This is a genomic window from Pseudomonas sp. 8Z (genome assembly GCF_902506535.1).
In the GTDB taxonomy this organism is placed as follows: Bacteria; Pseudomonadota; Gammaproteobacteria; order Pseudomonadales; family Pseudomonadaceae; genus Aquipseudomonas.
In genome coordinates, this window is record NZ_LR733824.1 from 792,531 (window position 1) to 817,968 (window position 25,438).

General features: G+C 60.4%; 23 protein-coding genes. 12 read left to right on the forward strand and 11 right to left on the reverse strand.

Features of this window, described 5'->3' with window-relative positions; genetic code table 11:
* Position 1 precedes the first annotated feature (1 nt).
* From garD to kdgD, 4 genes are all read right to left on the reverse strand, one after another.
* Positions 2–1,558, reverse strand: coding sequence for a galactarate dehydratase (gene garD, locus AERO9A_RS03650; RefSeq protein ID WP_159970543.1), 1,557 nt, complete (start codon positions 1,556–1,558; stop codon positions 2–4).
* A gap of 25 nt (positions 1,559–1,583) precedes the next feature.
* The gene (locus tag AERO9A_RS03655; RefSeq protein ID WP_159970544.1) at positions 1,584–2,909 is read right to left on the reverse strand and encodes a D-galactonate transporter; all 1,326 of its coding nucleotides are present in this window, start codon (positions 2,907–2,909) and stop codon (positions 1,584–1,586) included.
* A gap of 146 nt (positions 2,910–3,055) precedes the next feature.
* Entirely contained in the window at positions 3,056–4,405 is a 1,350-nt protein-coding gene (gudD, locus tag AERO9A_RS03660) for a glucarate dehydratase (RefSeq protein ID WP_159970545.1), read from the reverse strand.
* A gap of 286 nt (positions 4,406–4,691) precedes the next feature.
* Positions 4,692–5,603, reverse strand: coding sequence for a 5-dehydro-4-deoxyglucarate dehydratase (gene kdgD / locus AERO9A_RS03665; protein ID WP_159970546.1), 912 nt, complete (start codon positions 5,601–5,603; stop codon positions 4,692–4,694).
* 532 nt (positions 5,604–6,135) lie between these two features.
* Here kdgD and AERO9A_RS03670 point away from each other — a divergent pair.
* The 5 genes from AERO9A_RS03670 (at position 6,136) to AERO9A_RS03690 (ending at position 11,723) form a co-directional block, all read left to right on the forward strand.
* Positions 6,136–7,530, forward strand: coding sequence for an enolase C-terminal domain-like protein (locus AERO9A_RS03670; protein WP_159970547.1), 1,395 nt, complete (start codon positions 6,136–6,138; stop codon positions 7,528–7,530).
* 36 nt (positions 7,531–7,566) lie between these two features.
* Positions 7,567–8,544, forward strand: coding sequence for a tripartite tricarboxylate transporter substrate binding protein (locus AERO9A_RS03675; RefSeq protein WP_159970548.1), 978 nt, complete (start codon positions 7,567–7,569; stop codon positions 8,542–8,544).
* A gap of 66 nt (positions 8,545–8,610) precedes the next feature.
* Entirely contained in the window at positions 8,611–9,123 is a 513-nt protein-coding gene (locus tag AERO9A_RS03680; RefSeq protein WP_159970549.1) for a tripartite tricarboxylate transporter TctB family protein, read from the forward strand.
* Positions 9,124–9,132: 9 nt separating this feature from the next.
* Positions 9,133–10,653, forward strand: a complete 1,521-nt coding sequence (locus AERO9A_RS03685; RefSeq protein ID WP_159970550.1) for a tripartite tricarboxylate transporter permease — start codon at positions 9,133–9,135, stop codon at positions 10,651–10,653.
* Between the two features lie 164 nt (positions 10,654–10,817).
* Complete coding sequence (locus AERO9A_RS03690; RefSeq protein WP_159970551.1) at positions 10,818–11,723, forward strand: LysR family transcriptional regulator; 906 nt, start codon at positions 10,818–10,820, stop codon at positions 11,721–11,723.
* 4 nt (positions 11,724–11,727) lie between these two features.
* On the opposite strand, the gene AERO9A_RS03695 is transcribed toward AERO9A_RS03690, so the two are convergent.
* On the reverse strand, positions 11,728–12,885 hold the full coding sequence (locus tag AERO9A_RS03695) for a mandelate racemase/muconate lactonizing enzyme family protein (protein ID WP_159970552.1): 1,158 nt from the start codon (positions 12,883–12,885) through the stop codon (positions 11,728–11,730).
* Between the two features lie 329 nt (positions 12,886–13,214).
* The gene (locus tag AERO9A_RS03700; RefSeq protein WP_159970553.1) at positions 13,215–14,240 is read right to left on the reverse strand and encodes a LacI family DNA-binding transcriptional regulator; all 1,026 of its coding nucleotides are present in this window, start codon (positions 14,238–14,240) and stop codon (positions 13,215–13,217) included.
* Positions 14,241–14,601: 361 nt separating this feature from the next.
* Here AERO9A_RS03700 and AERO9A_RS03705 point away from each other — a divergent pair, with 361 nt between their 5' ends.
* The 6 genes from AERO9A_RS03705 to AERO9A_RS03730 all read left to right on the forward strand — a co-directional run bounded on the left by AERO9A_RS03705 (position 14,602) and on the right by AERO9A_RS03730 (position 20,249).
* Entirely contained in the window at positions 14,602–15,429 is an 828-nt protein-coding gene (locus AERO9A_RS03705) for an NAD(P)-dependent oxidoreductase (RefSeq protein WP_159970554.1), read from the forward strand.
* A gap of 44 nt (positions 15,430–15,473) precedes the next feature.
* Entirely contained in the window at positions 15,474–16,349 is an 876-nt protein-coding gene (locus AERO9A_RS03710; RefSeq protein ID WP_159970555.1) for an SMP-30/gluconolactonase/LRE family protein, read from the forward strand.
* A gap of 80 nt (positions 16,350–16,429) precedes the next feature.
* Positions 16,430–17,404: a TRAP transporter substrate-binding protein gene (locus tag AERO9A_RS03715; protein WP_159970556.1), complete on the forward strand. Its 975-nt coding sequence runs from the start codon at positions 16,430–16,432 to the stop codon at positions 17,402–17,404.
* 56 nt (positions 17,405–17,460) lie between these two features.
* Positions 17,461–17,988, forward strand: a complete 528-nt coding sequence (locus tag AERO9A_RS03720) for a TRAP transporter small permease (protein ID WP_159970557.1) — start codon at positions 17,461–17,463, stop codon at positions 17,986–17,988.
* A complete protein-coding gene (locus AERO9A_RS03725) occupies positions 17,988–19,268 on the forward strand; it encodes a TRAP transporter large permease (RefSeq protein ID WP_159970558.1) in 1,281 nt (426 codons plus the stop codon). The genes AERO9A_RS03720 and AERO9A_RS03725 overlap by 1 nt, the downstream gene beginning before the upstream one ends.
* Positions 19,269–19,346: 78 nt before the next feature.
* A complete protein-coding gene (locus tag AERO9A_RS03730; protein ID WP_159970559.1) occupies positions 19,347–20,249 on the forward strand; it encodes a DMT family transporter in 903 nt (300 codons plus the stop codon).
* 13 nt (positions 20,250–20,262) lie between these two features.
* Here the strand turns inward: AERO9A_RS03730 and AERO9A_RS03735 are convergent, their stop codons facing one another.
* Positions 20,263–21,018, reverse strand: a complete 756-nt coding sequence (locus AERO9A_RS03735; RefSeq protein WP_159970560.1) for a FadR/GntR family transcriptional regulator — start codon at positions 21,016–21,018, stop codon at positions 20,263–20,265.
* Positions 21,019–21,472: 454 nt separating this feature from the next.
* On the opposite strand from AERO9A_RS03735, the gene AERO9A_RS03740 reads away from it, so the two are divergent.
* Positions 21,473–21,694: a hypothetical protein gene (locus AERO9A_RS03740; protein WP_159970561.1), complete on the forward strand. Its 222-nt coding sequence runs from the start codon at positions 21,473–21,475 to the stop codon at positions 21,692–21,694.
* Between the two features lie 453 nt (positions 21,695–22,147).
* Here the strand turns inward: AERO9A_RS03740 and AERO9A_RS03745 are convergent, their stop codons facing one another.
* From AERO9A_RS03745 to purU, 4 genes are all read right to left on the reverse strand, one after another.
* On the reverse strand, positions 22,148–23,632 hold the full coding sequence (locus tag AERO9A_RS03745) for a helicase HerA-like domain-containing protein (RefSeq protein ID WP_159970562.1): 1,485 nt from the start codon (positions 23,630–23,632) through the stop codon (positions 22,148–22,150).
* Between the two features lie 132 nt (positions 23,633–23,764).
* Positions 23,765–23,938, reverse strand: a complete 174-nt coding sequence (locus tag AERO9A_RS03750) for a hypothetical protein (protein WP_178111089.1) — start codon at positions 23,936–23,938, stop codon at positions 23,765–23,767.
* A gap of 12 nt (positions 23,939–23,950) precedes the next feature.
* A complete protein-coding gene (locus tag AERO9A_RS03755; protein WP_159970563.1) occupies positions 23,951–24,379 on the reverse strand; it encodes a CBS domain-containing protein in 429 nt (142 codons plus the stop codon).
* Positions 24,380–24,425: 46 nt separating this feature from the next.
* Complete coding sequence (purU, locus tag AERO9A_RS03760) at positions 24,426–25,277, reverse strand: formyltetrahydrofolate deformylase (protein ID WP_159970564.1); 852 nt, start codon at positions 25,275–25,277, stop codon at positions 24,426–24,428.
* Positions 25,278–25,438: the final 161 nt, after the last annotated feature.

Consider the following 25,438-nt stretch of genomic DNA (forward strand, 5'->3'; position numbering starts at 1 on the left):
CTCAGGTCACCGGCGCCGGGTTGAACAGCACCAGATCGTTGTGCAGGCGCAGGTGCTCGGCGCAGGTCTGCTTGCGACCGCTGGCCACGTCCAGATAGAGCTGGAAGATGTGCCAGCCCATTTCCTCCAGCGTCATGCGCCCGGAGACGATCTGCCCGGCGTCGACGTCGATCAGGTCCGGCCAGCGCTCAGCCAGTTGCGTGCGTGTGGCCACCTTGATCACCGGCACCATGGACAGGCCGTACGGCGTGCCACGACCGGTGGTGAAGATGTGCAGATTCATACCTGCCGCCAGTTGCAGGGTGCCGCAGATGAAGTCGCTGGCCGGCGTGGCGCAGAACCACAGGCCCTTGCCGCGAATGCGCTCGCCCGGCGACACCACCCCGGCGATGGTGCCGTTGCCGGACTTGGCAATCGAACCCATGGCCTTCTCGACGATGTTGTTCAGCCCGCCCTTCTTGTTACCCGGCGTGGTGTTGGCACTGCGGTCGGCCATGCCACGTTGCAGGTAGCAGTCGTACCAGTCCATCTCGCGGATCAATGCATCGGCCACCTCGACGCTCGCCGCGCGCGGGGTGAGCAGATGGATACCGTCACGTACTTCGGTGTTTTCCGAGAACATCACGGTGGCGCCAGCGCGCACCAGCAGGTCAGCGGCCACACCCAAAGCCGGGTTGGCGGTGATGCCGGAGAAGGCATCGCTGCCGCCGCATTGCATGCCTACCACTAGTTCAGAGGCTGGAACCGTCTCACGGCGGCGCAGGTCGAGCACCTTCAGGCGCTCTTCGATCATGGCCATGATCTGCTCGACCATGCCGGTGAAACCGGTGCCGGAGTCCTGCAGGCGGAACAGCCAATCTTCCTCGTCCATGCCGTTGGTGAGCGCATCGCCATCCATCAACTGGTTGGCCTGCAACTTCTCGCAGCCCAGGCTGATCACCAGCGCCTGGCCGCCGAAGTTGGGGTTGCGGCTGATGTTGTACAGGGTGCGGATCGGCACCACGGCGTCCGGCGCGTTGATCGCCACGCCGCAGCCGTAGCTGTGCGACAGCGCCACCACGTCATCGACATTCGGATACTTGGGCAGGATTTCCTTGCGCACGCGCTCGACCACGTGATCGAGCACGCCGACCACGCACTGCACGGTGGTGCTCACGGCCAGGATGTTACGCGTGCCCACCGTACCATCGGCGTTGCGGAAACCTTCGAAGGTGTAACCCTCCAGCGGCTCGCCAGGCGTGGCCTTGATCGTTGCCTTGGGCAGGTTGTCGAGCACCGGCGGCTCGGGCATGCGCAACACCTGCTCGGTGACCCAGCTACCGGCCGCGATGGGCTTGAGCGCATAGCCGATGACCTCGCCATAGCGCACCACCTCACCGCCTTCGGCGATATTGACCAGCGCCACCTTGTGGCTCTGCGGAATGCCTTCGATAGCCGTCAGGCCATCGTCGAACTGACCGCCCACGGCCACACCCTGGTCATTGACCACCACGCCGACGTTATCGCTCGGGTGCAGACGGATGTAACGGGGCGAATCCTGATGGGGAATCAACTGCATGGATAAGTTCTCCTACATTAGGCACTCAGGACGCTGCTCTAGGGCCTTCGGCCGGCAGCTCGATCCTGTCTATACGACCGACGATGAACGTGAAACCAATCACCGCCAGCAAGGCATTGGCGCCCACATAAAGTAGTGCACCATCGAATGAGCCGGTCAGGCTGACCAGGTAACCAATGACGATTGGCGTGGTAACGGCAGCCAGGTTACCGAAGGTATTGAACAGCCCGCCGCACAGGCCGAGTATCTGCCGCGGCGCGGTGTCGGCCACCAGCGTCCAGCCCAGCGAACCCAAACCCTTGCCGAAGAAGGCCAGAGTCATCAGCGCCACCACGGCGGCATCGCTGTCGACGAAGATGCACAGCACCAGGCTGCTCGACAACAGTAAGCCGAGCACGCTGGGCAACTTGCGCGCCAGCGTCAGCGAATGACCACGGCGCAGCAAACCGTCGGACAACAGCCCACCCAGCACACCGCCAATGCAGCCACTGATGGCCGGCACCGCAGCGGCGAAACCGGCGCCGACGATACTCATGCCACGGCCCTGGATCAGGTACACCGGAAACCAGGTCAGAAAGAAATAGGTAATCGCGTTATTGCAGTACTGCCCCAGGTAAATGCCGAGCAGTGTGCGCTGGGTCAGCAGCAGACGCAGATGACGCCACTGCGGGCCGGTCGCACCCGCGCGCTGATCGAGGTCGACCAGCGCCCCGCCCCGTTCCAGCAACGTCAGCTCCGGCGCACCGAGCAGCGGATGCTCACGCGGGCTGTGCAGATTCTTCAGCCACAGCAGCGACAACCCCAGTCCCAGACAACCGAGAATGATGAACACGTATTGCCAGCCGAACATTTGCACCACCGCGCCCATCAGCGGGGCGAACAGTGCAGTGGCGGCATATTGCGCCGAGCTGGCGATGGCCGTAGCGGTAGCCCGCTCAGCAGAAGGAAACCAGGACGCCGTCACCCGCGCGTTACCGGGAAAACATGGTGCGCCAGCAAAGCCCACCAGCAGGCGCAAGAGAAATATCGTACTCACCGCCCAGGTGGTCGGCAGCCAGCCGACGAAGCCCTGCAATAGGGTCAACCCTGACCAGAGGAACAGCGCCAGGGTATATACCGGTTTGGTGCCAAAACGGTCGAACAACCAGCCACCGGGAATCTGCCCGATGACATAGGCCCAGCCGAAAGCCGAAAAGATATAGCCAAGCGTCACGGCATCGATCCCCAGGCCTTCCTGCAAGGCAGTACCGGCAATCGACAGGCTGGAACGGTCGGCAAAGGTAACCAAGGTCACCAGAAACAGCATCAGCAGGATGCGGTAGCGCACACGACCCGGTTTGGCATCAGGCATCGGTAAGGCTCGCGTAGCAAAAGGAAAGGCTGAGCCCGTAGGGTTGGACTGCACACTTGTAGGGTGGGCCGGGCGGCGCTCCGCTTCAGCCCACCGGCTGCATTATTTGTGGGCTAAAGCCCACCCTACAGGACTGCGGGCCCGACTCAACGCACCAGGCAGGGCTTCTTGTTATTGAAGGTCCAGTTGGGGATCAAGTACTGCATGGCGACTGCGTCATCGCGCGCACCGAGCCCCTTGGCGCGATACAGCTCGTGCGCCTTGGCCAATGCATCCCAGTCCAGCTCGACGCCAAGACCTGGCGTTTTCGGCACCTGCACCAGGCCACCCTCGATGCGCAGCGGGTTGCGCGTCAGGTGCTGACCGTCCTGCCAGATCCAGTGCGTGTCGATAGCGGTGACACGGCCCGGAGCAGCGGCGGCGACGTGGGTGAACATGGCCAGGGAGATGTCGAAGTGGTTATTCGAATGCGAACCCCAGGTCAGGCCCCAGTCGTTGCACATCTGCGCCACGCGCACGGAACCGGCCATGGTCCAGAAGTGCGGGTCGGCCAGCGGGATGTCCACCGATTGCAGGGAGATGGTGTGGCCCATCTGCCGCCAGTCGGTGGCGATCATGTTGGTCGCCGTCGGCAGACCGGTAGCACGGCGGAATTCGGCCATCACTTCACGACCGCTGTAGCCGTTCTCGGCGCCGCACGGGTCTTCGGCATAAGCCAGCACGCCATGCAGGTCGCGGCACAGGGCTATAGCCTGATCCAGCGACCAGCCACCGTTAGGATCGAGCGTTACACGGGCATCGGGGAAACGCGCAGCCAGGGCACGGATCGCCTCAACCTCGGCTTCACCGTGCAGCACGCCACCTTTGAGTTTGAAGTCATTGAAGCCGTAGCGCGCGTGCGCCGCTTCGGCCTGGCGCACCACGGTCTCCGGGGTCAGCGCCGTCTGGTTACGCACACGGAACCATTCGTCATCGGCATCGGACTCGTCGCGGTAACCGAGATCGGTCTTGCCTTTGTCGCCGACGAAGAACAGATAACCGAGCATTTCCACTGCATCGCGCTGCTGGCCTTCACCAAGCAGAGCTGCGACCGGTACACCGAGGTGCTGGCCGAGCAAATCGAGCAGTGCCGACTCCAGCGCGGTCACGGCGTGAATGGTGATACGCAGGTCGAAAGTCTGCAGGCCACGGCCACCGGAATCGCGGTCAGCGAAAGCGCGGCGTACTTGGTTGAGCAGTGCGTTGTAGTTGCCGACCGGCTGGCCGACGAGAATCGAGCGGGCGTCTTCGAGGGTCTGACGAATGCCCTCGCCGCCTGGGACTTCGCCGACACCAACATGGCCAGCGCTGTCTTTGAGAATAAGGATGTTACGAGTGAAATAAGGACCATGGGCACCGCTCAGGTTGAGCAGCATGCTGTCCTGGCCGGCGACCGGTACGACTTGCAGCTCAGTGATCAGCGGAGTGCCGACAGAGGCAGGAGTCTGTGAATTCATGAGCGTTACCCTGTTGTTCTTATGGGTTTGACAATTGATTAGGCTCTGTACGAAAAGTGCCTGCGCTCGGTGATGCTTCGTTAAAAACGGGTTCGGAATGCTCATTTACAGCTCGTAAAGTCGAGCGCGACTCAGACCGTTCCTGACCTGTTTTTGCGGTGCCGCCATCGGTATCGCATGACCTTCGCTCGACGACTTTTCGTACAAACCCTAGTGCAACCCGCCTAACAAGAGGCGGGACACACTGGCCGCCAACCGCCCGCGGTGCGAGCGGCCAACAGCGGTATTACTGAGCGCCTTGCGCTTCGATCAGCTTGGCCAGAGCTTCGTACTCGTCCGGCAGCAGATCGGTCAGCGGGGCACGTACCGGGCCGGCATCGTAACCGACGATCTTGGCGCCGGCCTTGACGATGCTCACTGCGTAACCGGCCTTACGGTTACGGATGTCCAGGTACGGCAGGAAGAAATCATCGATCAGCTTGCCAACGGTGGCGTGATCTTCCGCTGCGATAGCCTTGTAGAACTCCATCGCGGTTTTCGGGATGAAGTTGAACACCGCCGAGGAGTAAACCGGCACGCCCAAGGCCTTGTAGGCAGCAGCATAGACTTCAGCGGTCGGCAGACCACCGAGGTAGGTGAAGCGATCGCCCAGGCGGCGACGAATCGACACCATCAGCTCGATGTCACCCAGACCATCTTTGTAACCGATCAGGTTCGGGCAACGCTCAGCCAGTTGCTCCAGCAGGTTGGCGTTGAGGCGGCAGACGTTACGGTTGTAAACCACCACGCCGATGTTCACCGATTTGCACACCTGCTCGACGTGAGCGGCAACGCCGTCCTGCGAGGCTTCGGTCAGGTAGTGCGGCAGCAGCAGCAGGCCTTTGGCACCCAGGCGCTCGGCTTCCTGAGCCATCTGAATGGCTACGCGAGTCGGGCCACCGACGCCAGCCAGGATAGGTACGGACTTCTCGCAGGTATCAACAGCAGTTTTGATGATCTGCGAATACTCGTTGCTGTCGAGCGAAAAGAACTCACCGGTACCACCGGCGGCGAACAGCGCCGACGCACCATACGGCGCCAGCCACTCCAGGCGGCGCACATAGCCCGCCTGATTGAAATTGCCGGCAGCATCGAAATCGGTCACGGGGAAGGACAGCAGACCGGAAGAGAGGATGGACTTCAGTTCTTGTGGATTCATTATGCGAACACCCTGTAGAGCGAGTTGTGAGGAATAACGTCAGCCGAAGCTGTAGAGATACGTTATCGTACAACAACAAAAAAAACACCAGTTTTTGCACTCCCCGTTCGACGAAGTGCATTCAATCGATTTCGGCACACCCTGAGCGCACCTTGTCTTACGCTGAAAATAAGGGCCTTGAAGCGCTTTTAGCACAACATCCTGGCGAATGGCAGCGCAATCATCCTAGACCAAAACAGCGTTGACAGCCCCCAATCTGACTGGTACTAATTTCGCCATGTCATATGACAACCTATGACTTTCAAATAAAAATACAAGCGAGGCTCAGGTCATGTCACCGACCTTCACTGCCATCTGCGGCACTCAGGCCCACCCTGGCTGCGCAATCCGCGTACACGGCCACAACACCTTTCATGACGGTGTTCCTGCCAACCTCTCCCGAGCCACCAGGTTTTGCTCCGCGCACAACCTATCGAACGCCTGAATCGAATTTCGCGGCCAAGGTCGCGCCATGCTCGGAGCCACAAGCCACATGCAACAACACGCAGATAACAGCACACCGCTGATCATCGATATGCAGGTCATTCCGGTTGCCGGTCATGACAGCATGTTGCTCAACCTGTGCGGCGCCCATGCCCCCTATTTCACCCGCAACCTGGTACTGCTCAAAGATAACGCCGGGCACACCGGCTGCGGTGAAGTACCAGGCGGCGAAGGTATTCGCCAAGCGCTAGAGCGCTGCCGCGATTTGGTGATCGGCCAGCCTATTGGCCGTTACAACCGCACCCTCAACAGCCTGCGCCAAGCCATCTCCGGCCCGGCCAAGGGCCCGCAGACCACTCAGCATCAGGTCACCTCGGAATCCGAAGCACGCGTGCTCAAGCAACCGCACGAGATCAACCTGCGCCTGGATAACGTCATCACTGCAGTCGAAGCGGCCTTGCTCGATCTGCTCGGCCAGCATCTGGGCGTACCGGCCTGCGAGCTGCTCGGCAGTGGTCAGCAGCGCGATCATGTGCCGATGCTCGCCTACCTCTTCTATATCGGCGACCGCCAGCGTACCGACCTGCCCTACCTTGCCGGCCAAGGTTCGGCGGATGACTGGTACCACCTGCGTCACCAAGCCGCGATGACACCAGAGGCCATCGCCCGCCTGGCTGAAGCGGCAAATGCCCGCTATGGTTTCAACGATTTCAAACTAAAGGGCGGCGTGATGCGCGGCGCCGAGGAGATGGACGCGATCCGCGCAATCAAAGCGCGCTTCCCCGACGCCCGCGTCACTCTCGACCCCAATGGCGCCTGGTCGCTGGACGAAGCCATCGCCCTGTGCAAAGGCCAAGGCCATGTGCTGGCCTACGCCGAAGACCCCTGCGGCCCGGAAAACGGCTACTCAGGCCGTGAGGTGATGGCCGAGTTCAAGCGCGCCACCGGTATCCCCACCGCTACCAACATGGTGGCCACCGACTGGCGGCAGATGGGCCACTCGCTGCGCCTCGAAGCCGTCGACATTCCGCTGGCCGACCCGCACTTCTGGACCATGCAGGGCGCCGTGCGCCTCGGCCAGGTGTGCGAAGAATTCGGCCTGACCTGGGGCTCGCACTCCAACAATCACTTCGACATTTCCCTGGCCATGTTCACCCATGCCGCCGCCGCCGTACCGGGCCGCGTCACCGCCATCGACACCCACTGGATCTGGCAGGAAGGTGAAGAACGCCTGACCCGCGAGCCACTGCAGATCGTTGGTGGCCAGGTGCAGGTGTCCGACAAACCCGGCCTCGGTATCGAGCCGGACATGGAGCGGATCATGGCCGCCCACGAGCTTTACAAGAAGGTCGCCAATGGCGCGCGTGACGACGCCATGGCCATGCAGTACCTGGTTTCGGGTTGGCAGTATGACCCGAAACGTCCCAGCCTCGGTCGCGACTGACTCACGCGACTTCTATCCCCCACCCGGAGCATTCCAATGAAAAAAACATTCCGCGCTTCTCTCCTTTCTGCCGTTGTCGGCATCGGTGCCTTGGTCAGCCACGCGGCCTCCTTCGCTGACGAGGTCAACTGGCCGACTCGTCCGATCCAGGTGGTGGTGATCGCCAACCCCGGCGGTGACACCGACTTCAACGCCCGCATGATGGCCAAATATTTCAACCAGATCACCGGCAAAACCATGGTGGTCACCAACGTCGCAGGTGGCGGCGGCACTCTGGCAGCCGAGCAGGTCAAGGGCGCAGCACCGGACGGCAACACCATCCTCTTCACTCACCCAGGCCAATTGATCGTCAACGAAGTCGCCGGGCTGACCCAAGACAGCTATGAAGCCTTCGACGTCGCCTGCTTCGCTGGCGTCGACAAGAGCACCGTGTTCGTCGCCTCCAAACAGGTCGGCGTGAACAACATGAAAGAGCTGATTGAGAAGTCCAAAGCCAATCCGGGCAGCGTCACCTACGGCACCGAGATGGGTAGCTTCTCCCACCTGCAAGGCCTGATGCTGGAGAAACAGGCTGGCATCAAGCTGAAGATGGTCGATGGCGGCACCGTATCCGACCGCGTGGTTGGCATGCTCGGCGGTCGCCTGGGTATGGGCGCCATCACCTATGGCTCGGTACAAGATTATGTTCAGGGCGGGCAGATGGTCGCACTGGGCCAACCCAACGCCGAGCGCAACCCCATGCTTGGCGATGTACCGACCCTCAAGGAACAAGGCCTGGACATCACCATGGACAAGCCTTACGTGGTCGCCTTCCCGAAAGGTACCGACCCGGCCATCATCAAGAAAATGTCTGACCTGATGAAGCAGATCACCGAAGTGCCTGAGTACGCCGAGGATCTGAAGAAGTTCAAACAACCGGTTTCTTTCTACGCCACTGAAGATGCCAAGGCCATTCTGGCCAAGACCCGCAATGACTTCATGCAGTTCAAGGATGACCTGCGCAAGGCCAAGTAAGCCCAAAAGTGCTGCCGACCGGCCTGATGCCGGTCGGCAGCGCACCTCAGAACATCGAGGCATGCGATGAGCACCCTGAACAAGAAAGAACTGATTACCGGCCTTGCCATGTTGGCCGCTAGCGTTAGCTATATGGTGATGAGCTACCAACTGCCCGGACACCAAGGCGTAGACGCCGCAACCGTGCCCGTGCTGCTTTCCGGCCTGCTGCTACTGCTTGGCGTGATGCAACTGTTCAGCGCCTTTGCCAGCAAGGCTACGGTAAGCGCCGAGCCACCAAGCAAAGAAGCGGATGAGAGCAGTGAGCAAGCGGCACCAGAGATCATTGAACCGAAAACCGTCATCAAGACCCTGGCTCTGATTCTCGCCTACATGGCCCTGCTCGGCTCGATTGGCTTCCCGATCATGACCGCGCTGTACCTATATCTGCAGTTCATCGTGCTGACGCCGGTGAAGCAGAAAGTCCGTCACCTGACTTATGCCCTGATCGCCGTGATCAGTTCGGCCGTCATCTTCCTGCTGTTCCGCGAGGCCTTCGACCTGTTGCTGCCCGCTGGCCTGCTGAACAACTTCCTCTGAGGATCGACCATGCTCGAATTACTGCAGCAAGGCTTCGGTGCCGTCTTCTCCATCCATATCATGCTGCTGATGGCCGTCGGCGTAGCCGTGGGCATCGTCTTCGGCGCGGTGCCCGGCTTGTCCGCCACCATGGCCGTGGCCCTGTGCCTGCCGCTGACCTTCACCATGGGCCCACACGCGGGTCTGTCGCTGTTGGTGGCACTGTTCATCGGCGCCACGTCGGGGGGTCTGATCTCCGCCATCCTGTTGAAAATACCGGGTACCCCCTCCTCCATCGCCACGGTCTTTGACGGTGGCCCAATGATGGAAAAAGGCGAAGGCGTGAAGGCGCTCGGCGTCGGTATCGTGTTTTCCTTCCTCGGCACCATCTTCAGTATCGCGGCGCTGATGTTCATTGCCCCGCAACTGGCCAAGGTGGCACTGAGCTTCGGCCCGCACGAATACTTTGCCATCGCCATCTTCTCCCTGACCCTGATCGCCACCCTGTCGGCGGGCTCCATGATCAAGGGGCTGTTCGCCGGCGCGCTGGGTATCGCCGTTTCCACCGTTGGTATCGCCCCGGTCGAAGCCATCCGCCGCTTCACCTTCGACTTCAGTGAACTCAACGGCGGCTTCTCCATGCTCACGGTAATGATCGGCATGTTTGCTGTAGCTGAGATCATCAAGGTCGCCGAAACCGGTCGCCATGCCGTGCAGGGCAAGGCCAAGTCGGTGAGCATGAAGCACATCAAGGGCTTCGGCTTCTCGCTCAAGGAGTTCCGCGAGCAACTGCCCAACGCTGGCCGCTCCGGCCTGATCGGCCTGGGCATTGGTATTCTTCCGGGTATCGGCGCTGGCACCTCCAACTTAGTGTCCTACATCATCGCCAAGAAGCGTGCGAAGGATGGCCACACCTACGGCAAGGGCAACATTGGTGGCGTGGTCGCCAGCGAGACTGCCAACAACGCCGGTATCGGGGGCGCCATGCTGCCACTGATGACCCTGGGCATCCCCGGTGACACCGTTACCGCGATCTTGCTCGGCGGCTTCCTGATCCACGGCATCCAGCCCGGCCCGCTGCTGTTCATCAGCCAAGGCCCGCTGGTGTACACCATCTTCGCCGCCCTGATCGTCGCCACCGTCATGATGCTGTTCATGGAGTTCTATGGCCTGCGCCTGTTCATCAAGCTGCTCGACGTGCCCAAGCACATCCTGTTGCCGATCATCCTGGTGCTGTGCGTGGTCGGCGCCTTCGGCCTGTCCAGCCGCCTGTTCGACGTCTGGTCGATCCTGCTGTTCGGTCTGCTCGGCTATGGTTTCGTCAAGGCTGGCATGCCAGCGGCGCCGTTCATCATCGGCTTCATCCTCGGGCCGATGGCGGAAACCAACCTGCGCCGCGGCCTGATGCTGTCGGATGGCAACTTTGCCGATTTCCTCACCAACCCCATCGCCGGCACCTTCCTCGGCCTGGCGCTGGCGTTCGTGCTTTGGCAGGTGTTCAGCGCGCTGCGTCCCAAACCCAGCGCGATCAACGAAATCCTGCGTACCTGACCCACCTCACCGCCCCCTCTGCTCAGGGGGCGGTTTCTTTTCCGTCCCACTATCCCTCAAGCGCTCTAGAACGACGTCTACAGCAGCTTGATGCAGATGATGGACGCCTTCATTGATCCAGGTCTAATCTAATCAATCACTTGATTGATACCCGGATTGAATCAATGTTCGACCTCGCCCAACTGCGCTGCTTCACCACCCTGGCTGCAGAGTTGAATTTCCGCCGCGCTGCCGAACGCCTGAACATGACCCAACCGCCGCTGAGCCGACAGATTCAGTTACTCGAACATCAATTAGGTGTCAGCCTGCTCACCCGCAGTACGCGCTCAGTAACACTGACGGCGGCTGGTCGCGCCTTTTTCGTCGAAGCCCAGGCACTGCTCGATCAAGCTCAGCGCGCCGCCCAGAGCGCGCGCCTGGCGGCCATTGGTGAAAGTGGTTCGCTGAACATCAGCTTCGTTGCCAGCGCGGTGTATGACGTGCTGCCACGCGCCATTACCGCAGCCAGGCGCGCGCGGCCAGGCGTGGACATTGCCTTGCTGGAAATGGGCACCTTCGAACAGACTCAAGCGCTGCATGCGCGCCGAGTCGATCTGGCCATCGTACGCGCGCCACTGCAGCAGCCAGGCCTGATTTCACAGTGCCTGCTGCACGAGCCGTTCGTACTGGCCGTCCCCGCCGAGCACCCACTGGCGCAGCACGAGCAGCCAACCCTGGAGATGCTCCATGGCCAACCTTTCATCCTGTACGCTCATACGGCCTGGCAGCCGTTCAACGAGTTGCACACCGGTCTGTTTCGCGCCAGCGGCATTCAACCAGAGTTCGTCCAGGCACTGGGCTCGACCCTGACCATTCTGTCGCTGGTCAATGCCGGCATGGGGCTGGCGCTGGTGCCACGTAGCGCCAGCGCCATTCGCTTCGAGCAGATACGGTTCCGCGACCTGCCGCTCCCCAAAGGCGTGTGCGGCGAACTGCATCTGGTCTGGCGCGACGACAACGACAACCCTGCCTTGCCTGCGGTGATCGATGCCGTGCGCCAGGCCGCTCGCGAGATTTATCCGCCTAGTTGAAAGCTCAGGCGCGCTTGCCAACCTCGGCCTGCTGCACCGCCCAGGCGGCCACCTGCTCGCTCAGGCTCAAACCAAGGCCCGGACGGGTCGGCACCAGCATGCGCCCGTCGCGAATCTCCAGGCGCTCGTTGAACAGCGGCTCCAACCACTCGAAGTGCTCGACCCACGGCTCGCGCGTATGGCTGGCGGCCAGGTGCACGTGCAGCTCCATGGCGAAGTGCGGCGCCAGGGTCATGCCAGCCTGCTCGGCCAGAGCCTGCACACGCAGGTACGGAGTGATGCCACCAACGCGCGGCGCATCGGGCATGAGGAAATCGGCACCGCGCTGACGAATGAACTCCCAATGCTCGGCCGGGCTGGTAAGCATCTCGCCGGTAGCAATCGGCGTATCGAACTGGCGCACCAGCTCGGCGTGGCCTTCAGCGTCGTAGCAGTCCAGCGGCTCCTCAATCCAGATCAGATTGAACGGCTCCAGCCGACGGCACATGCGTCGTGCGGTCGGGCGATCCCATTGCTGGTTGGCATCGACCATCAGCGGGAAGCTCTCACCCAGGTGTTCGCGCACGGTGCTGACGCGGTGAATATCCAGCGCCCAGTCCGGCTGGCCAACCTTGAGCTTGATCCCACCGATGCCCTTCTCGCGGGAGGTGTCGGTGTTCTTCAGCAGTTGGTCGAGCGGCGTGTGCAGAAACCCCCCCGAGGTGTTGTAGCAGCGTACGGAATCGCGGTGACTGCCGAGCAAACGCGCCAGCGACAGACCACTGCGGCGCGCCTTGAGATCCCACAGGGCGACGTCGAACGCGCCGATGGCCTGGGTCGCCAAGCCGCTGCGCCCGACCGAAGCACCAGCCCAGCACAGCTTGTCCCACAGCTTGGCGATATCGCTGGGGTTCTCGCCAATCAGATTCGGCGCCACCTCCAGAGCATGAGCGAACTGCCCAGGGCCACCGGCGCGCTTGGAATAGCTGAAGCCCAGGCCTCGATGACCGTCACGAGTCTCGATCTCGGCGATCAGGATGGCGATTTCGGTCATCGGCTTCTGCCGCCCGGTCAGTACCTTGGCATCGCTAATCGGATTGGCCAGCGGCAATGCCACAGAGCGCATGCTCAACCAGACGATGCGGTCATCATCGGCACAGACAGGGTTGGATCGATCATTCATGCAAACCTCCTCGGAATGGACAGCCGACGACCCAACGAGGCCGCCGAAAATGAGCAACCTGATTCAGGCTACGATGATTGCGCAATCATTCAATGATGGTTTTTAAGTGGAAGAGCAATGGCGCAGGAAATTGGGATAGCTAGATTCCCGACTAAGAAGGTCGTTTACCTTTAGAAATGGCTTAGCGGGATTAGCCGCTGAAACAGATCAAAGAAACGATGTCTTTTCTGTACTCTTAAGACATTGCAGGCCTATATCACCATTGGCAAAGCATGAGCACCACGCAATAAATCGGATATGGATACATTCATAATTGCATCAGTCACAACTTACCCACTCCCCCGCCTCACTAGCTCGAATCCCACATCCAGCCTTAACGGCTGACGCGCCAGATTCGGTTCGGCAATACGGGCCAGCAGCGCTTCGGCGATAGCGTTGCCGATACGCGCCCCGTCGATGCGGATGGTGGTCAGCGGTGGATGGCTGTACGCAGCGCTAGAGAGGTCGCCGAAGCCGATGACCGCCAGATCCTCTGGCACACGTAAGCCACGGCTAGCAGCTTCGGCCAATACGCCCTGAGCCAGAGTGTCGGAGCTGCATACCACCACATCACCGGCCCTGCCCACTTGCAACAGCCGGGCGCAGCCTTCGCGGCCAACCCCCAGGGTCGCCGGTGCTGGCAGTATCTGCGTATCGATCAGCTCCACGCCCTGCTCAGCCAACGCCTGCGCCAGGCTGCGGTAACGGCGCAGGCCACGGGGATCGTCGAGGCTGACAACCGAGATGCGCCGGTAGCCCTTGCGCAGCAGGTAATCGGCCACGGCCCTGCCTACGGCCTCGTGGGAAAACCCTACCTGCATATCCAGCGCTTGCGCCGCCAGATCCCAAGCCTCGACCACCGGCATGCCCACACGCGCCAGGCGCTCGCGGCTGGCCTGGGTGTGTTCGGTACCGGTCAGCACGATGCCGTCCGGGCGGCGCCCGAGCACAGCTTCGAGCAAGGCCTCTTCCTGCTCGGGGCTATAACCGGTCAGGCCCAGCAGCGTCTGATAACCTGCCACAGCCAAGCGATCAGTCAGTGCTTGTACGGTGTCGGAAAATATCGAGTTAGCAATAGTGGGTAGAAATACCGCCACCAGCCGACTGCGACTCGATGCCAGAGCACCCGCCGCCATGTTCGGGACATAGCCTGTCGCTCGCACGGCCTCCAACACTCGCTTGCGCGTCGCGGCCGTAACCACCTCGGGCCGCCCCAAGGCGCGCGATACGGTAATAGGCGAAACACCGGCGACCTTGGCCACGTCGATAAGTGTCGGGGCATTGCCGGATCGTGCAGCGGAGGATCGTCTACTCATGGGTCACTCCTTGTTCACCCAAGTATAAATTTGTAGGTATTGAATCAGACGCCCGTTGTCATACAACTATGGTCGAATATGTTGCATTCGCGCAATCCATAGACTCACTGCACTGGTGCACCACCCGTCTCTATGCCTGCGCACCTGACGATAAGCCGAATATAGAGCGGCTACAGTCCCTTCAAAATACCGTAATCAGCGCCCTTCAAGCCCATTCTTGGTAACTACGCTTAGCTGGACGGAATGGATCAGTCGTAGACCTCACATTGACATCGCTCGCGACCGGTGTTGATAATCGGGCCAAGTCATACGACAACGTATGACAATTCAATAACAACAAGCAATGAATTCAGGCCACTCCATGACAAACACTTCCAGCGAACTGCGCCCCTTCAATCGCCTGCTGCTGACCGGTGCCGCCGGTGGCCTGGGCAAAGTGTTGCGCGAACGCCTGCGCCCCTACACAAATATCCTGCGTCTGTCCGACATTGGCGAGATGGCTCCCGCCACAGGCCCGCACGAAGAGATCGTGCACTGCGACCTGTCCGACAAGCACGCTGTGCATGAACTAGTCGAGGGGGTCGACGCCATCATTCACTTCGGCGGTGTTTCGGTAGAGCGTCCCTTCGAAGAAATTCTCGGCGCCAACATCTGCGGCGTATTCCATATCTACGAAGCAGCCCGTCGCCACGGCGTGAAACGCGTGGTGTTCGCCAGTTCCAACCATGTCATCGGCTTCTACAAGCAGGACGAGCGAATCGACGCTCACTCCCCGCGTCGCCCGGACGGTTACTACGGCCTGTCCAAGGCCTATGGCGAAGATATGGCGAACTTCTATTTCGATCGCTATGGCATCGAAACCGTCAGCATTCGCATCGGTTCTTCGTTCCCCGAGCCAGCCAACCGCCGCATGATGAGCACCTGGCTGAGCTATGACGACCTGACCCAATTGATCGAGCGCTCGCTCTACACGCCGAGCGTGGGCCATACCGTGGTCTATGGCATGTCGGCGAATCGCGAAGTGTGGTGGGACAACCACCTTGCCGCGCACCTGGGCTTTACCGCCAAGGACAGCTCGGAAGTCTTCCGCGACAAGGTCGAGGAGCAGCCGATGCCTGCAGACGATGATCCCGCGCGCATCTATCAAGGCGGCGCTTTCGTTGCCGCAGGCCCGTTCGGCGACGACTGATCCTGCCCGCCATCGCTACACCACCAGAACAAGCAGAGCGCCCCATGTCAGCCGAACTGATCCTCGATGCACGCAACGCCACCGGTGAAAGCCCGGTCTGGCACACAGCAGAACAAGCCCTGTATTGGGCCGATATTCCAGTCGGCCGTCTGCACCGCTGGCGCCTGGCCGATGGTCAGACGCAGAGCTGGCAAGCACCCGAAATGCTGGCCTGCCTCGCCATCCACCCTGCCGGTGGTTGGATTGCCGGCATGCAAAGCGGCATCTTCCACCTACAAGCGCAAGATGATGGCAACCTGCGGGCCGAGCGCCTCGCCACTGTCGAACACGCCCAGGCGGAGATGCGCTTCAACGATGGTCGTTGCGACCGCCAAGGCCGTTTTTGGGCCGGCACCATGCTTTTGGACATGGCCGCAGGCGCTCGTGTTGGCGCGCTGTACCGCTTCGACGGTCAATTGCAGCAAGTGCTTGATGACTTCATCGTGCCCAACGGCCTGGCCTTCAGCCCAGATGGACGCACCATGTACCTATCCGACTCTCACCCTTCGGTGCAGGCGGTATGGGCCTTCGATTACGACACTGACAGCGGCACACCGCACAACCGCCGTCTGTTCATCGATATGAACCAGCATCCGGGGCGCCCAGACGGCGCAGCTATCGACGTCGATGGTTGCTACTGGATCTGCGGTAACGACGCTGGCCTGATCCATCGCTTTACGCCCGATGGCCACCTCGATCGCTCGCTCGCCGTACCGGTGAAGAAACCCGCCATGTGCGCCTTCGGCGGCGCCAACCTGGACACGCTGTTCGTGACCTCGATCCGTCCAGGCGGCGATCTGGCCGATCAGCCACTGGCCGGCGGCGTATTCGCCCTTGACCCCGGCGTGCGTGGCCTCGCGGAGCCAACCTACCACCCCTGATCCGATCCACCCTGGGCCGCTGCAGAGCGGCACCGGCTAGTCATGCTGTTCACCAACAACAACAAGATGGAGCTTTCCACATGAACCTCAAACGCAAGCTGCTTTTCGCCGCACTTCCGCTCGCACTCGGCCTGTCATCCTTTGCCCAAGCGGAGATGACGCTGAAAATCGCCGAAATTCATCCTGCAGGTTATCCGACCGTGGTGGCCATGGAGCATCTGGGCCAGAAACTCGAAACAGGCACCAATGGTGAGATCAAATCGCGCATGTTCGCAGGCGGCGTGCTCGGCTCCGAGAAGGAAGTGATCGAACAGACCCAGATCGGTGCCGTACAACTCACCCGCGTCAGCCTCGGTTCGGTTGGCCCAGTAGTACCGACCACCAATGTGTTCAACATGCCGTTCGTGTTCCGCGATGTCGACCACATGCGCAAGGTGATCGACGGTGAGATTGGCCAGGAAATTCTCGACGCCATCACTGAATCCGACTTCAACATGGTTGGTCTGGCCTGGATGGAAGCCGGCAGCCGCAGCCTCTACACCAAGAAGCCGGTGCGCAAGATCGAAGACCTCAAAGGCATGAAGATCCGTGTGATCGGCAACCCGCTGTTCATCGATACCCTCAATGCCATGGGTGCCAACGGCATCGCCATGGACACCGGCGAGATCTTCAGCGCCCTGCAAAGCGGCGTGATCGACGGCGCCGAGAACAATTCGCCGACCATCCTCGAGCACAACCACTACCGCGCAGCCAAGTACTACACCCAGACTCACCACCTGATCCTGCCCGAGCCGCTGCTGATGTCCAAAACCACTTGGAACAAGCTCACCGCTGAGCAGCAGGCACTGGTGAAGAAACTGGCTAAAGAGGCCCAGTTGGAAGAACGTGAACTGTGGACCGCCAAGGAAAAAGCCAGCGACGAGAAGCTCAAGGCCGCAGGCGTCGAGTACATCGAAGTCGACACCAAACCGTTCTACGACGCCACCGCCCCAGTTCGCGAGAAATACGGCGCACAGTTCGCAGACCTGATCAAGCGTATCGAAGCGGTGCAGTAACCCCTCCCCCTGAAAATAGATGCGGCGCCGAAAGGCGCCGCGTCCGGTAACGACTCATGAAAACTCTGGTGCTAAGCGTCAATGACGTTATTTACCGGGCCTGCATTGCAGTAGCCGGTATGGCAATCGTGATCATGGCTTTGATCATTCCTTGGGGTGTATTCAGTCGCTACGTGCTCGGCCAAGGACTCGGCTGGCCGGAGCCCATCGCCATTTTACTGATGGTGCTGTTTACCTTTATCGGCGCGGCCGCCAGCTATCGCGCTGGCGCCCATATGGCAGTCCAGGTACTGAGTGACCGCCTGCCCGCAGGGCTGCAGCCGCTGCTAACCCTGTTCGTACGCCTGACCATGGGCGCGATCAGCCTGTTCATGCTGATCTGGGGCTACAAACTATGTGTGGCCACCTGGAATCAATACCTGAGTACCCTGACCTGGATGCGTGTGGGCATCAGCTACATGCCAATCCCGCTGGGCGGTTTCCTCACCCTGATGTTCGTCATCGAACAGTTGCTGTATGGCGATCAGCACAAGCGTCGAGTCGTCGACTATGAAAACGACGAAGACGCCAAGGAGGCCGTGTAATGGACGCAGTCATCTTGCTGGGCAGCTTCATCGCCCTGATTCTGTTACGCGTACCGGTTGCCTACGCACTGGGGCTGGCCTCGTTGATCGGCGCCTGGTGGATCGATATTCCGTTGCATGCCGTAATGATCCAGATTGCCGGCGGCGTGAACAAATTCTCTCTGCTGGCCATCCCGTTCTTCGTTTTGGCCGGCGCGATCATGGCCGAAGGTGGTATGGCGCGCCGCCTGGTGGCCTTCGCTGGAGTGCTGGTAGGCTTCGTCCGTGGCGGCCTGTCGCTGGTCAACATCACCGCTTCGACCTTCTTCGGCGCTATCTCCGGCTCGTCCCTGGCCGATACGGCTTCGGTCGGCTCGGTGCTGATCCCGGAAATGGAGAAAAAGGGCTACCCGCGCGAGTTCTCCACCGCCGTCACCGTCTCCGGTTCGGTACAGGCGCTGCTCACACCGCCCAGCCACAACTCGGTGATCTACTCGCTGGCCGCGGGCGGCACAGTGTCCATTGCCGCGCTGTTCGTCGCTGGTATCGGCCCTGGCCTGCTGCTGAGCTTCACCATGGCCGCGTTGTGCCTGGTATTCGCCCGTAAACGCAACTATCCCAAGGGTGAAGTGATCCCGCTGCGCCAGGCCTTGAAGATCTGCGCCGAGGCACTGTGGGGATTGATGACCATGGGCATCATCCTCGGCGGTATTCTCAGCGGCGTGTTCACCGCCACCGAGTCGGCAGCCGTGGCAGTGGTCTGGGCCTTCTTCGTGACCATGTTCATCTACCGCGACTATAAGTGGAGCGAACTGCCGAAGATGCTGCACCGCACGGTGCGTACTCTGTCGATCGTCATGATCCTGATTGCCTTCGCCGCCAGCTTTGGCTACATCATGACCCTAATGCAGATTCCGTCGAAGATCACCACGGCCTTCCTGACCCTGTCAGATAACCGCTATGTGATCCTCATGTGCGTGAATTTCATGCTGCTGGTGCTGGGCACGTTGATGGACATGGCACCACTCATCCTGATCCTGACACCGATCCTGCTGCCGGTCGTAACCTCCTTCGGCGTAGACCCGGTGCACTTCGGGATGATCATGCTGGTCAACCTGGGTATCGGCCTGATTACCCCGCCGGTCGGCGCGGTACTGTTCGTCGGCGCGGCCGTCGGCAAGGTCAGCATCGAGAGCACCGTGAAAGCGCTGCTGCCCTTCTATGCCGCTTTGTTCGCGGTGCTGATGGCGGTCACTTACATCCCCGCCATCTCGCTGTGGTTACCGAGCGTCGTGCTCTGACGGCCCAGGGCAACGCAAGCAAACGCCGCCCACTGGGGCGGCGTTTTACTTTGGGCCATGACAAACAGGATTGTCGTCATGCATAGCTCCACTCTCTTCCCCCGCCATATCGCCGTGCTGATTCTGGCGGCTATCGCCTGCTCCTTCGCCGCCAACCACATCGCCGCACGTATCGCTTTCGACCATGACACCGGCTTGTTGCTGGCCATGCTCTGCCGCGCCGGCGTCACCTTGGTAGCACTGGCAGCGCTGGTGTTCTGGCGTCGTGAATCACTGCGCCTGGACGCCCGTACCTGGGGCTGGCAAATACTGCTGGGGCTACTGATCGCGGTACAGAGCTTTTGCATTTATTCAGCCGTGGCGAGAATCCCGGTGGCGCTGGCACTGCTGGTGGTGAATTTGTCTCCCATCCTGCTGGCGCTGCTGACTTGGGTGCTAGGTGGCACTGCACCGACACGCCAGGCGCTAGCTATCATGGGGCTGATCCTGTTCGGCTTGATACTGGTACTGGATGTGCCGGAACGCCTGCTTGGCAGCGACGCCACAGATGGCCAGTGGCTGGTCGGCATTACCTTTGGTCTGACCGCTGCGGCAGTATTCGCCGTCGCCCTGTGGATCACCGAGCATCGCTTGTCGAAACTGGCGGGGTCGATTCGCAGCATGCTCACTCTGAGCGTGGTACTGGTTGCCTCTGGCGCCCTGGGGGGCAGCGGCCTGCTACCAGGCAGTCTGAACCCACCCAACGCCATGACCGGCTGGATTGCGCTGAGCTGCCTGGTGGTGCTCTATGGGGCGGCCTTTTCCATGCTGTTCATCTACATGCCGCGCCTGAACATCGCGCACAACGCCCCGGTGATGAACATGGAGCCGGTAGCCGGCATGGTGTTCGGCTGGCTGATCCTAGGCCAGGTGCTCGGTGCCCTGCAGGTGCTGGGCGGCCTGATCGTTGTCGGTGGGGTGGTTCTGCTGGCCCGCCGCTAACGGCAGGCCAGCATCAGCCGTGCAATGCCTCAGCCTCGGCTGCCTCGTGCGCTTGGCGCAGGCGCTCACGACTGTTGGTCAGGTGCAAGCGCATGGCGGCCCGCGCAGCCTCGGCATCCTGACGGGCGATGGCTTCGAAAATTTGCTCGTGCTCACGTTCTAGGCGGGCCATGTAATGAGCCTGGTCGTCATGCGCCAAGCGCGCAGAATTGACCCGAGTACGCGGAATAATGCTGGTGCCCAAGTGGCTGAGAATGTCCGTGAAATAGCGATTGCCAGTCGCCTCAGCAATACGCAGGTGGAAGTGAAAGTCCGAGGCTACCGCATCACTGGCACTGGCCGAACTCTCGTTAATGACGTCCAACGCCTCACGGATAGTACGCAGTTGCGCCTCAGTACGGCGCTGCGCGGCCATACCGGCCGATTCCACCTCAAGGCTGATACGCAATTCGAGAATAGCCAGCACATCTCGCAAGGTGACGATGGTGGCCGGGTCAATACGAAAACCGCTGGCGCTCGGGGTATCGAGCACAAAGGTACCAATACCATGGCGGGTTTCTACCAACCCTGCCGCCTGCAGACGTGAAAGCGCCTCGCGCACAACGGTACGGCTAACGCCTTGCTCCTCCATGATCGCCGACTCGGTCGGCAACTTGTCGCCGCGCTTGATCACGCCATCGCGAATGCGCTGCGACAGCTCGGCAACCAGCTCCTGGGCCAGGCTACGGTGCTTGCGACGGGCGCGGGGTTGGACGGTGGAGTTATCCATATCAGCGGCAATTCTCGGCTAGCGGTCAAACGGTAATCATAGCCTAGCGGTTGTACGATGACACTATCAATTAATGCATCACGCGTATCCGGCCATGTCTGCTCATAGCAATTGCTATGCAAAAAGTAGACACACCACTTGCACAAATGGACTTCAGAGTTCCCACCCTGGATGCACGCAAGCGAATGCAACTGCGTAATCGCACGCAGTATCGAGCACTGCGACATCCTGATACTGGACAGCCTGCGGCATTTCGCCATAATGGCCCGCTGGGATATAAATAACCTCTGCAAAAAACATTACATATTTAAGCGTAACGAAATCTGCCAGCCATACTCTTATGCACCGACAGGTTGCAGACTTATCGACGCTCCCCGTCCCAACGAATAGCCGCCACAGTGAAGCACGACGCCTCACGCGCTATTCGAACCCATGAAAAACATAGGAAAACCAAGTGACGAAAGACGAACTGCGTGCCGAACTTGAGCGCCAGGCGCAGCGTTACAAGGATGTTTACGGCGGAGAAGTAGTGACTTACGCCGCCCAGCCGGATCCGGACCGCAGGCCCTGGCGTAAACGCCCCAGCCTGCTAGACCAGGCTTTCGAGAAAGAACTCGAAAAGATCGAAAAAGAACGCCAAGATAAACAGGACGCTGCCAACGAAGCGGCGAACTGAGACTGCCGCATGCGCTGAAACCCAGCGGGTGTCATGCATACCCACTGGCTTAACAAGGTTCTTATACGCGGCTTGAGACTGCCGGCACAATGCGCCTGCAGATGCACCAAACAGCGTGCAGCCATCGGAAAATTCTCGGCCGTTTTTTGAACTTTCAGCTAGCAACCGGGCGCCGGGTTAGCCGCAGTTGAGAAACTATCTGCACTCGGTGAGTGCATCGTTAAAAAGCGTTTTCTGCAACAGCCCGATCAAACGCACCTTTACCGCGCGCCACCTAAATGCGAGCGGTAAAGGGCGCCTCTAAAAACGTAGGCGAGGTAGCCAGCGCAATACCGATGACGGCCCCGCGAAATCACAGCAGGTGCAGTTTACGCGCTGCAAATGAGCACTCTGAGAGCAATTTCAACGCAGCATCGGCGATACGTCGGCACCCTGCGTGCTGCGCTTAATCACTCAGCGTCTCTTGCTGCCCAATAGCGAGCCCATCAAGCCACGTACCAACTGGCGCCCTAATTGGTTAGCCGCCTGACGTACCGCGGATTTCAGCGCCTGTCCGGCAATACCGCCGAGAAACTCTCCCGCCATTTGCCCCAGACCTGGCTCGGCCGCTGACTGATCAGCCCGTTCGACAGCACCAGCGGCGCTCTTTTCAGCGCGAGCGGTCAGCAACTCATAGGCGGACTCACGATCAATCGGCTTGTCATAACGCCCCTGCAAAGGTGACTGGCGCACCAGCACAGCACGCTCGGCATCACTCAGCGGGCCAATGCGAGACTGCGGCGGCGCTACAGCCACACGCTGCACCATGGCAGGCGTGCCCTTCTCCTCCAAAGTGCCGACCAGAGCCTCACCGATCCCCAGCTCGCTCAGAACCGTGAGGCTGTCAAAAGCCGGGTTGGGACGAAATCCCTCGGCCACCGCACGCAAGGCCTTCTGTTCTCTGGTCGTGAAAGCTCGCAAGCCATGCTGAATGCGTAAACCCAACTGCGCCAATACAGCGTCCGGCAGATCGTTTGGCGATTGGGTCACGAAATACACCCCCACGCCCTTGGACCGAATCAGCCGCACGACCTGCTCCAAACGCTCTTGCAGCGCCTTGGGTGTGCCCTGAAAAAGCAGGTGCGCCTCATCGAAGAACAAGGCCATTAGCGGCTTGTCAGCATCGCCACGCTCCGGCAGTTGCTCAAACAACTCAGCCAGCAGCCAGAGCAAAAAGGTGGCATAGACCTTCGGTGCTTCATGCACCAGGCGGCTAGCATCGAGCAGATGCACACGACCACGACCATCACGTTCAGGGCGCAGCAGGTCTTCGAGCTGCAAGGCAGGCTCACCGAAAAGCGCTTCAGCGCCCTGCTGCTCCAAGCCAGCCAAACGCCGCAACAGCGCCTGGGCCGAAGCGGGGGTAAACAGCGCACTGTCATCGCCCAAGGCCTGCGGATTGTCCTTGAGATAGCCAAGCAGCGCCTTGAGATCCTTTAGATCGAGCAACAACAGCCCCTCGCGGTCGGCCACCTTAAACGCGGCGTAGAGCGCGGCCTGCTGGCTGTCGGTGAGTTCGAGCAATGCCCCCAGCAACAATGGCCCCATCTCGCTGAGTGTGGTGCGCAGCGGATGGCCACTGATGCCATGCACATCCCACAACGTCAGCGGATAGCCCTGCGGGCGATGCTCCAGCCAAGGCATACTGGCGATGCGTTCGGCTACCTTGCCGTGTGGCGCGCCCTCAGCGCCAAGGCCGCAGAGATCACCTTTGATATCAGCCGCGAAGACAGCCACGCCAGCGTCACTAAAGGTTTCGATCAACCGTTGCAGTGTCACGGTTTTGCCAGTGCCGGTCGCACCGGCAATCAAACCATGGCGGTTGGCCAAACTCAGCGGCTGGCCAATCGGCTGACCCTGGAGACTGGCGCCAATGATGAACTGAGAAGCTGCGGGCATCTTGCCATCCTCTAAGTTAGCGATCGAATGCTGCCAGGCCTTGGACAAGGCAGACCAGCAAGCGATCTTCACTTGGCGGGACAGCGTTGTGCAATCAATGCGTTCGCCGCTCAGACGCGCGAGTCTATCTGGCTAGGTCTCATCCGTCTGTTCTGGCGCTTCCTGCAACTGCAGCCATAGCTCGGCGGCGCCAGGAAATTCGGTGCCATCATCATCGCTCAGCGCATGCGGGTCGTAGCGCCGCACGCAGCCCTCACCCACGGTGGGCGGCGCCGTGGAGGTCGCCTTGTCCAAAGGATCACTCATGCACGGACACTCCTACGCGCGACTGGCCACATGACCCGGATCATGCTGGGCAAACTCCTTGACCGCACGCAGCACATCATGGCGGCTGACCTGTCCGACCAATCGACCATTCTCAATAACAGGCAGGCGGCCACGTCGACCGCTAAGAAAACGCTGAGACAACTCGATGACATCGGCATCCGGGCCAACCGTCTCAACATCGGTAGTCATGTAGGTGCTGACGCAGCCGCCGGTTGCCTCGTAATAGGCGCCGGAAAGGATGCCGCGTAAGCAGTCGCCTTCCGACAGCATGCCGATCAAGTGGCCCTGGGAATCGACCACTGGAGCGCCGGAAATACGGTGCTCCAGCAGGTGATTGATGGCGGTGAACAAGTCGGTGTCCGACCTGAAGGTCACCAGATGGCGCGTCATGTAGTCACGCACCTTGATGGACTTGAGCATGGGGGCAGCCTCCTGCGCGTTGGATGGGCTCGCCCCCGCAACAGAATCAGTCGAATACCACTGTCTTGTTGTCGTGAACCAGAACCCGATCTTCCAAGTGATAGCGTAGTCCACGCGCCAACACCATCTTCTCTACATCTTTGCCAAGGCGCACCATTTCCTCGATATCGTCGCGATGGGTCACGCGCACCACGTCCTGCTCAATAATCGGGCCGGCATCAAGCTCCTCGGTCACGTAGTGCGAAGTCGCGCCGATCAGTTTTACACCGCGCAACGAAGCCTGGTGATAAGGCTTGGCCCCCACGAACGACGGCAGGAAACTATGGTGAATATTGATCACCCGCTGCGCATATTCGGCGCACAAGGCCGGTGGCAGAATTTGCATGTAACGCGCCAACACGATGACATCGGCCTGATGTTCCTTGACCAGACGCTCCACCTCGGCGAAAGCCGGCGCCTTATCTTTCGGATCGACCGGTACGTGAAAGTACGGAATGCCATGCCATTCGACCATGCTGCGCAGATCGTCATGGTTAGCGATCACACAGGGAATCTCGCAGTCCAGTTCATTGCTATGCCAGCGATGCAGCAAGTCGGCCAAGCAGTGCGATTCGCGGCTGGCCATCAGCACCACGCGCTTCTTCTGGTCTGAATCCGTGATGCGCCATTGCATGGAAAACTCACGCGCAATAGGAGCAAAGGCCTGCTTGAACCCGTCCAGGTCGAACGGCAGCGAATCCGCGCGAATCTCGTGACGCATGAAGAACCAGCCACTCTGGGCATCGGAGTGATGGCTGGCCTCGGTAATCCAGCCATTGTAAGTGGCTAGAAAGTTACTGACTTTGGCAACGATACCAACACCGTCCGGGCAGGAAATGACCAATCTGAATGTACGCATGAAGTAATAACCCCGGCTAACAGCGCAAAAGTGCGCCATTCTAGGGTTTAGAAGAAAAGCCGTCGAGCAATGCCATCAGTCAACCTCATGCACGCCGGAGCTTCGAGCACCACGCGCGCGATGCAAGGCGTGCCAACCAGCGCTGCAACGCGGCCTCATAC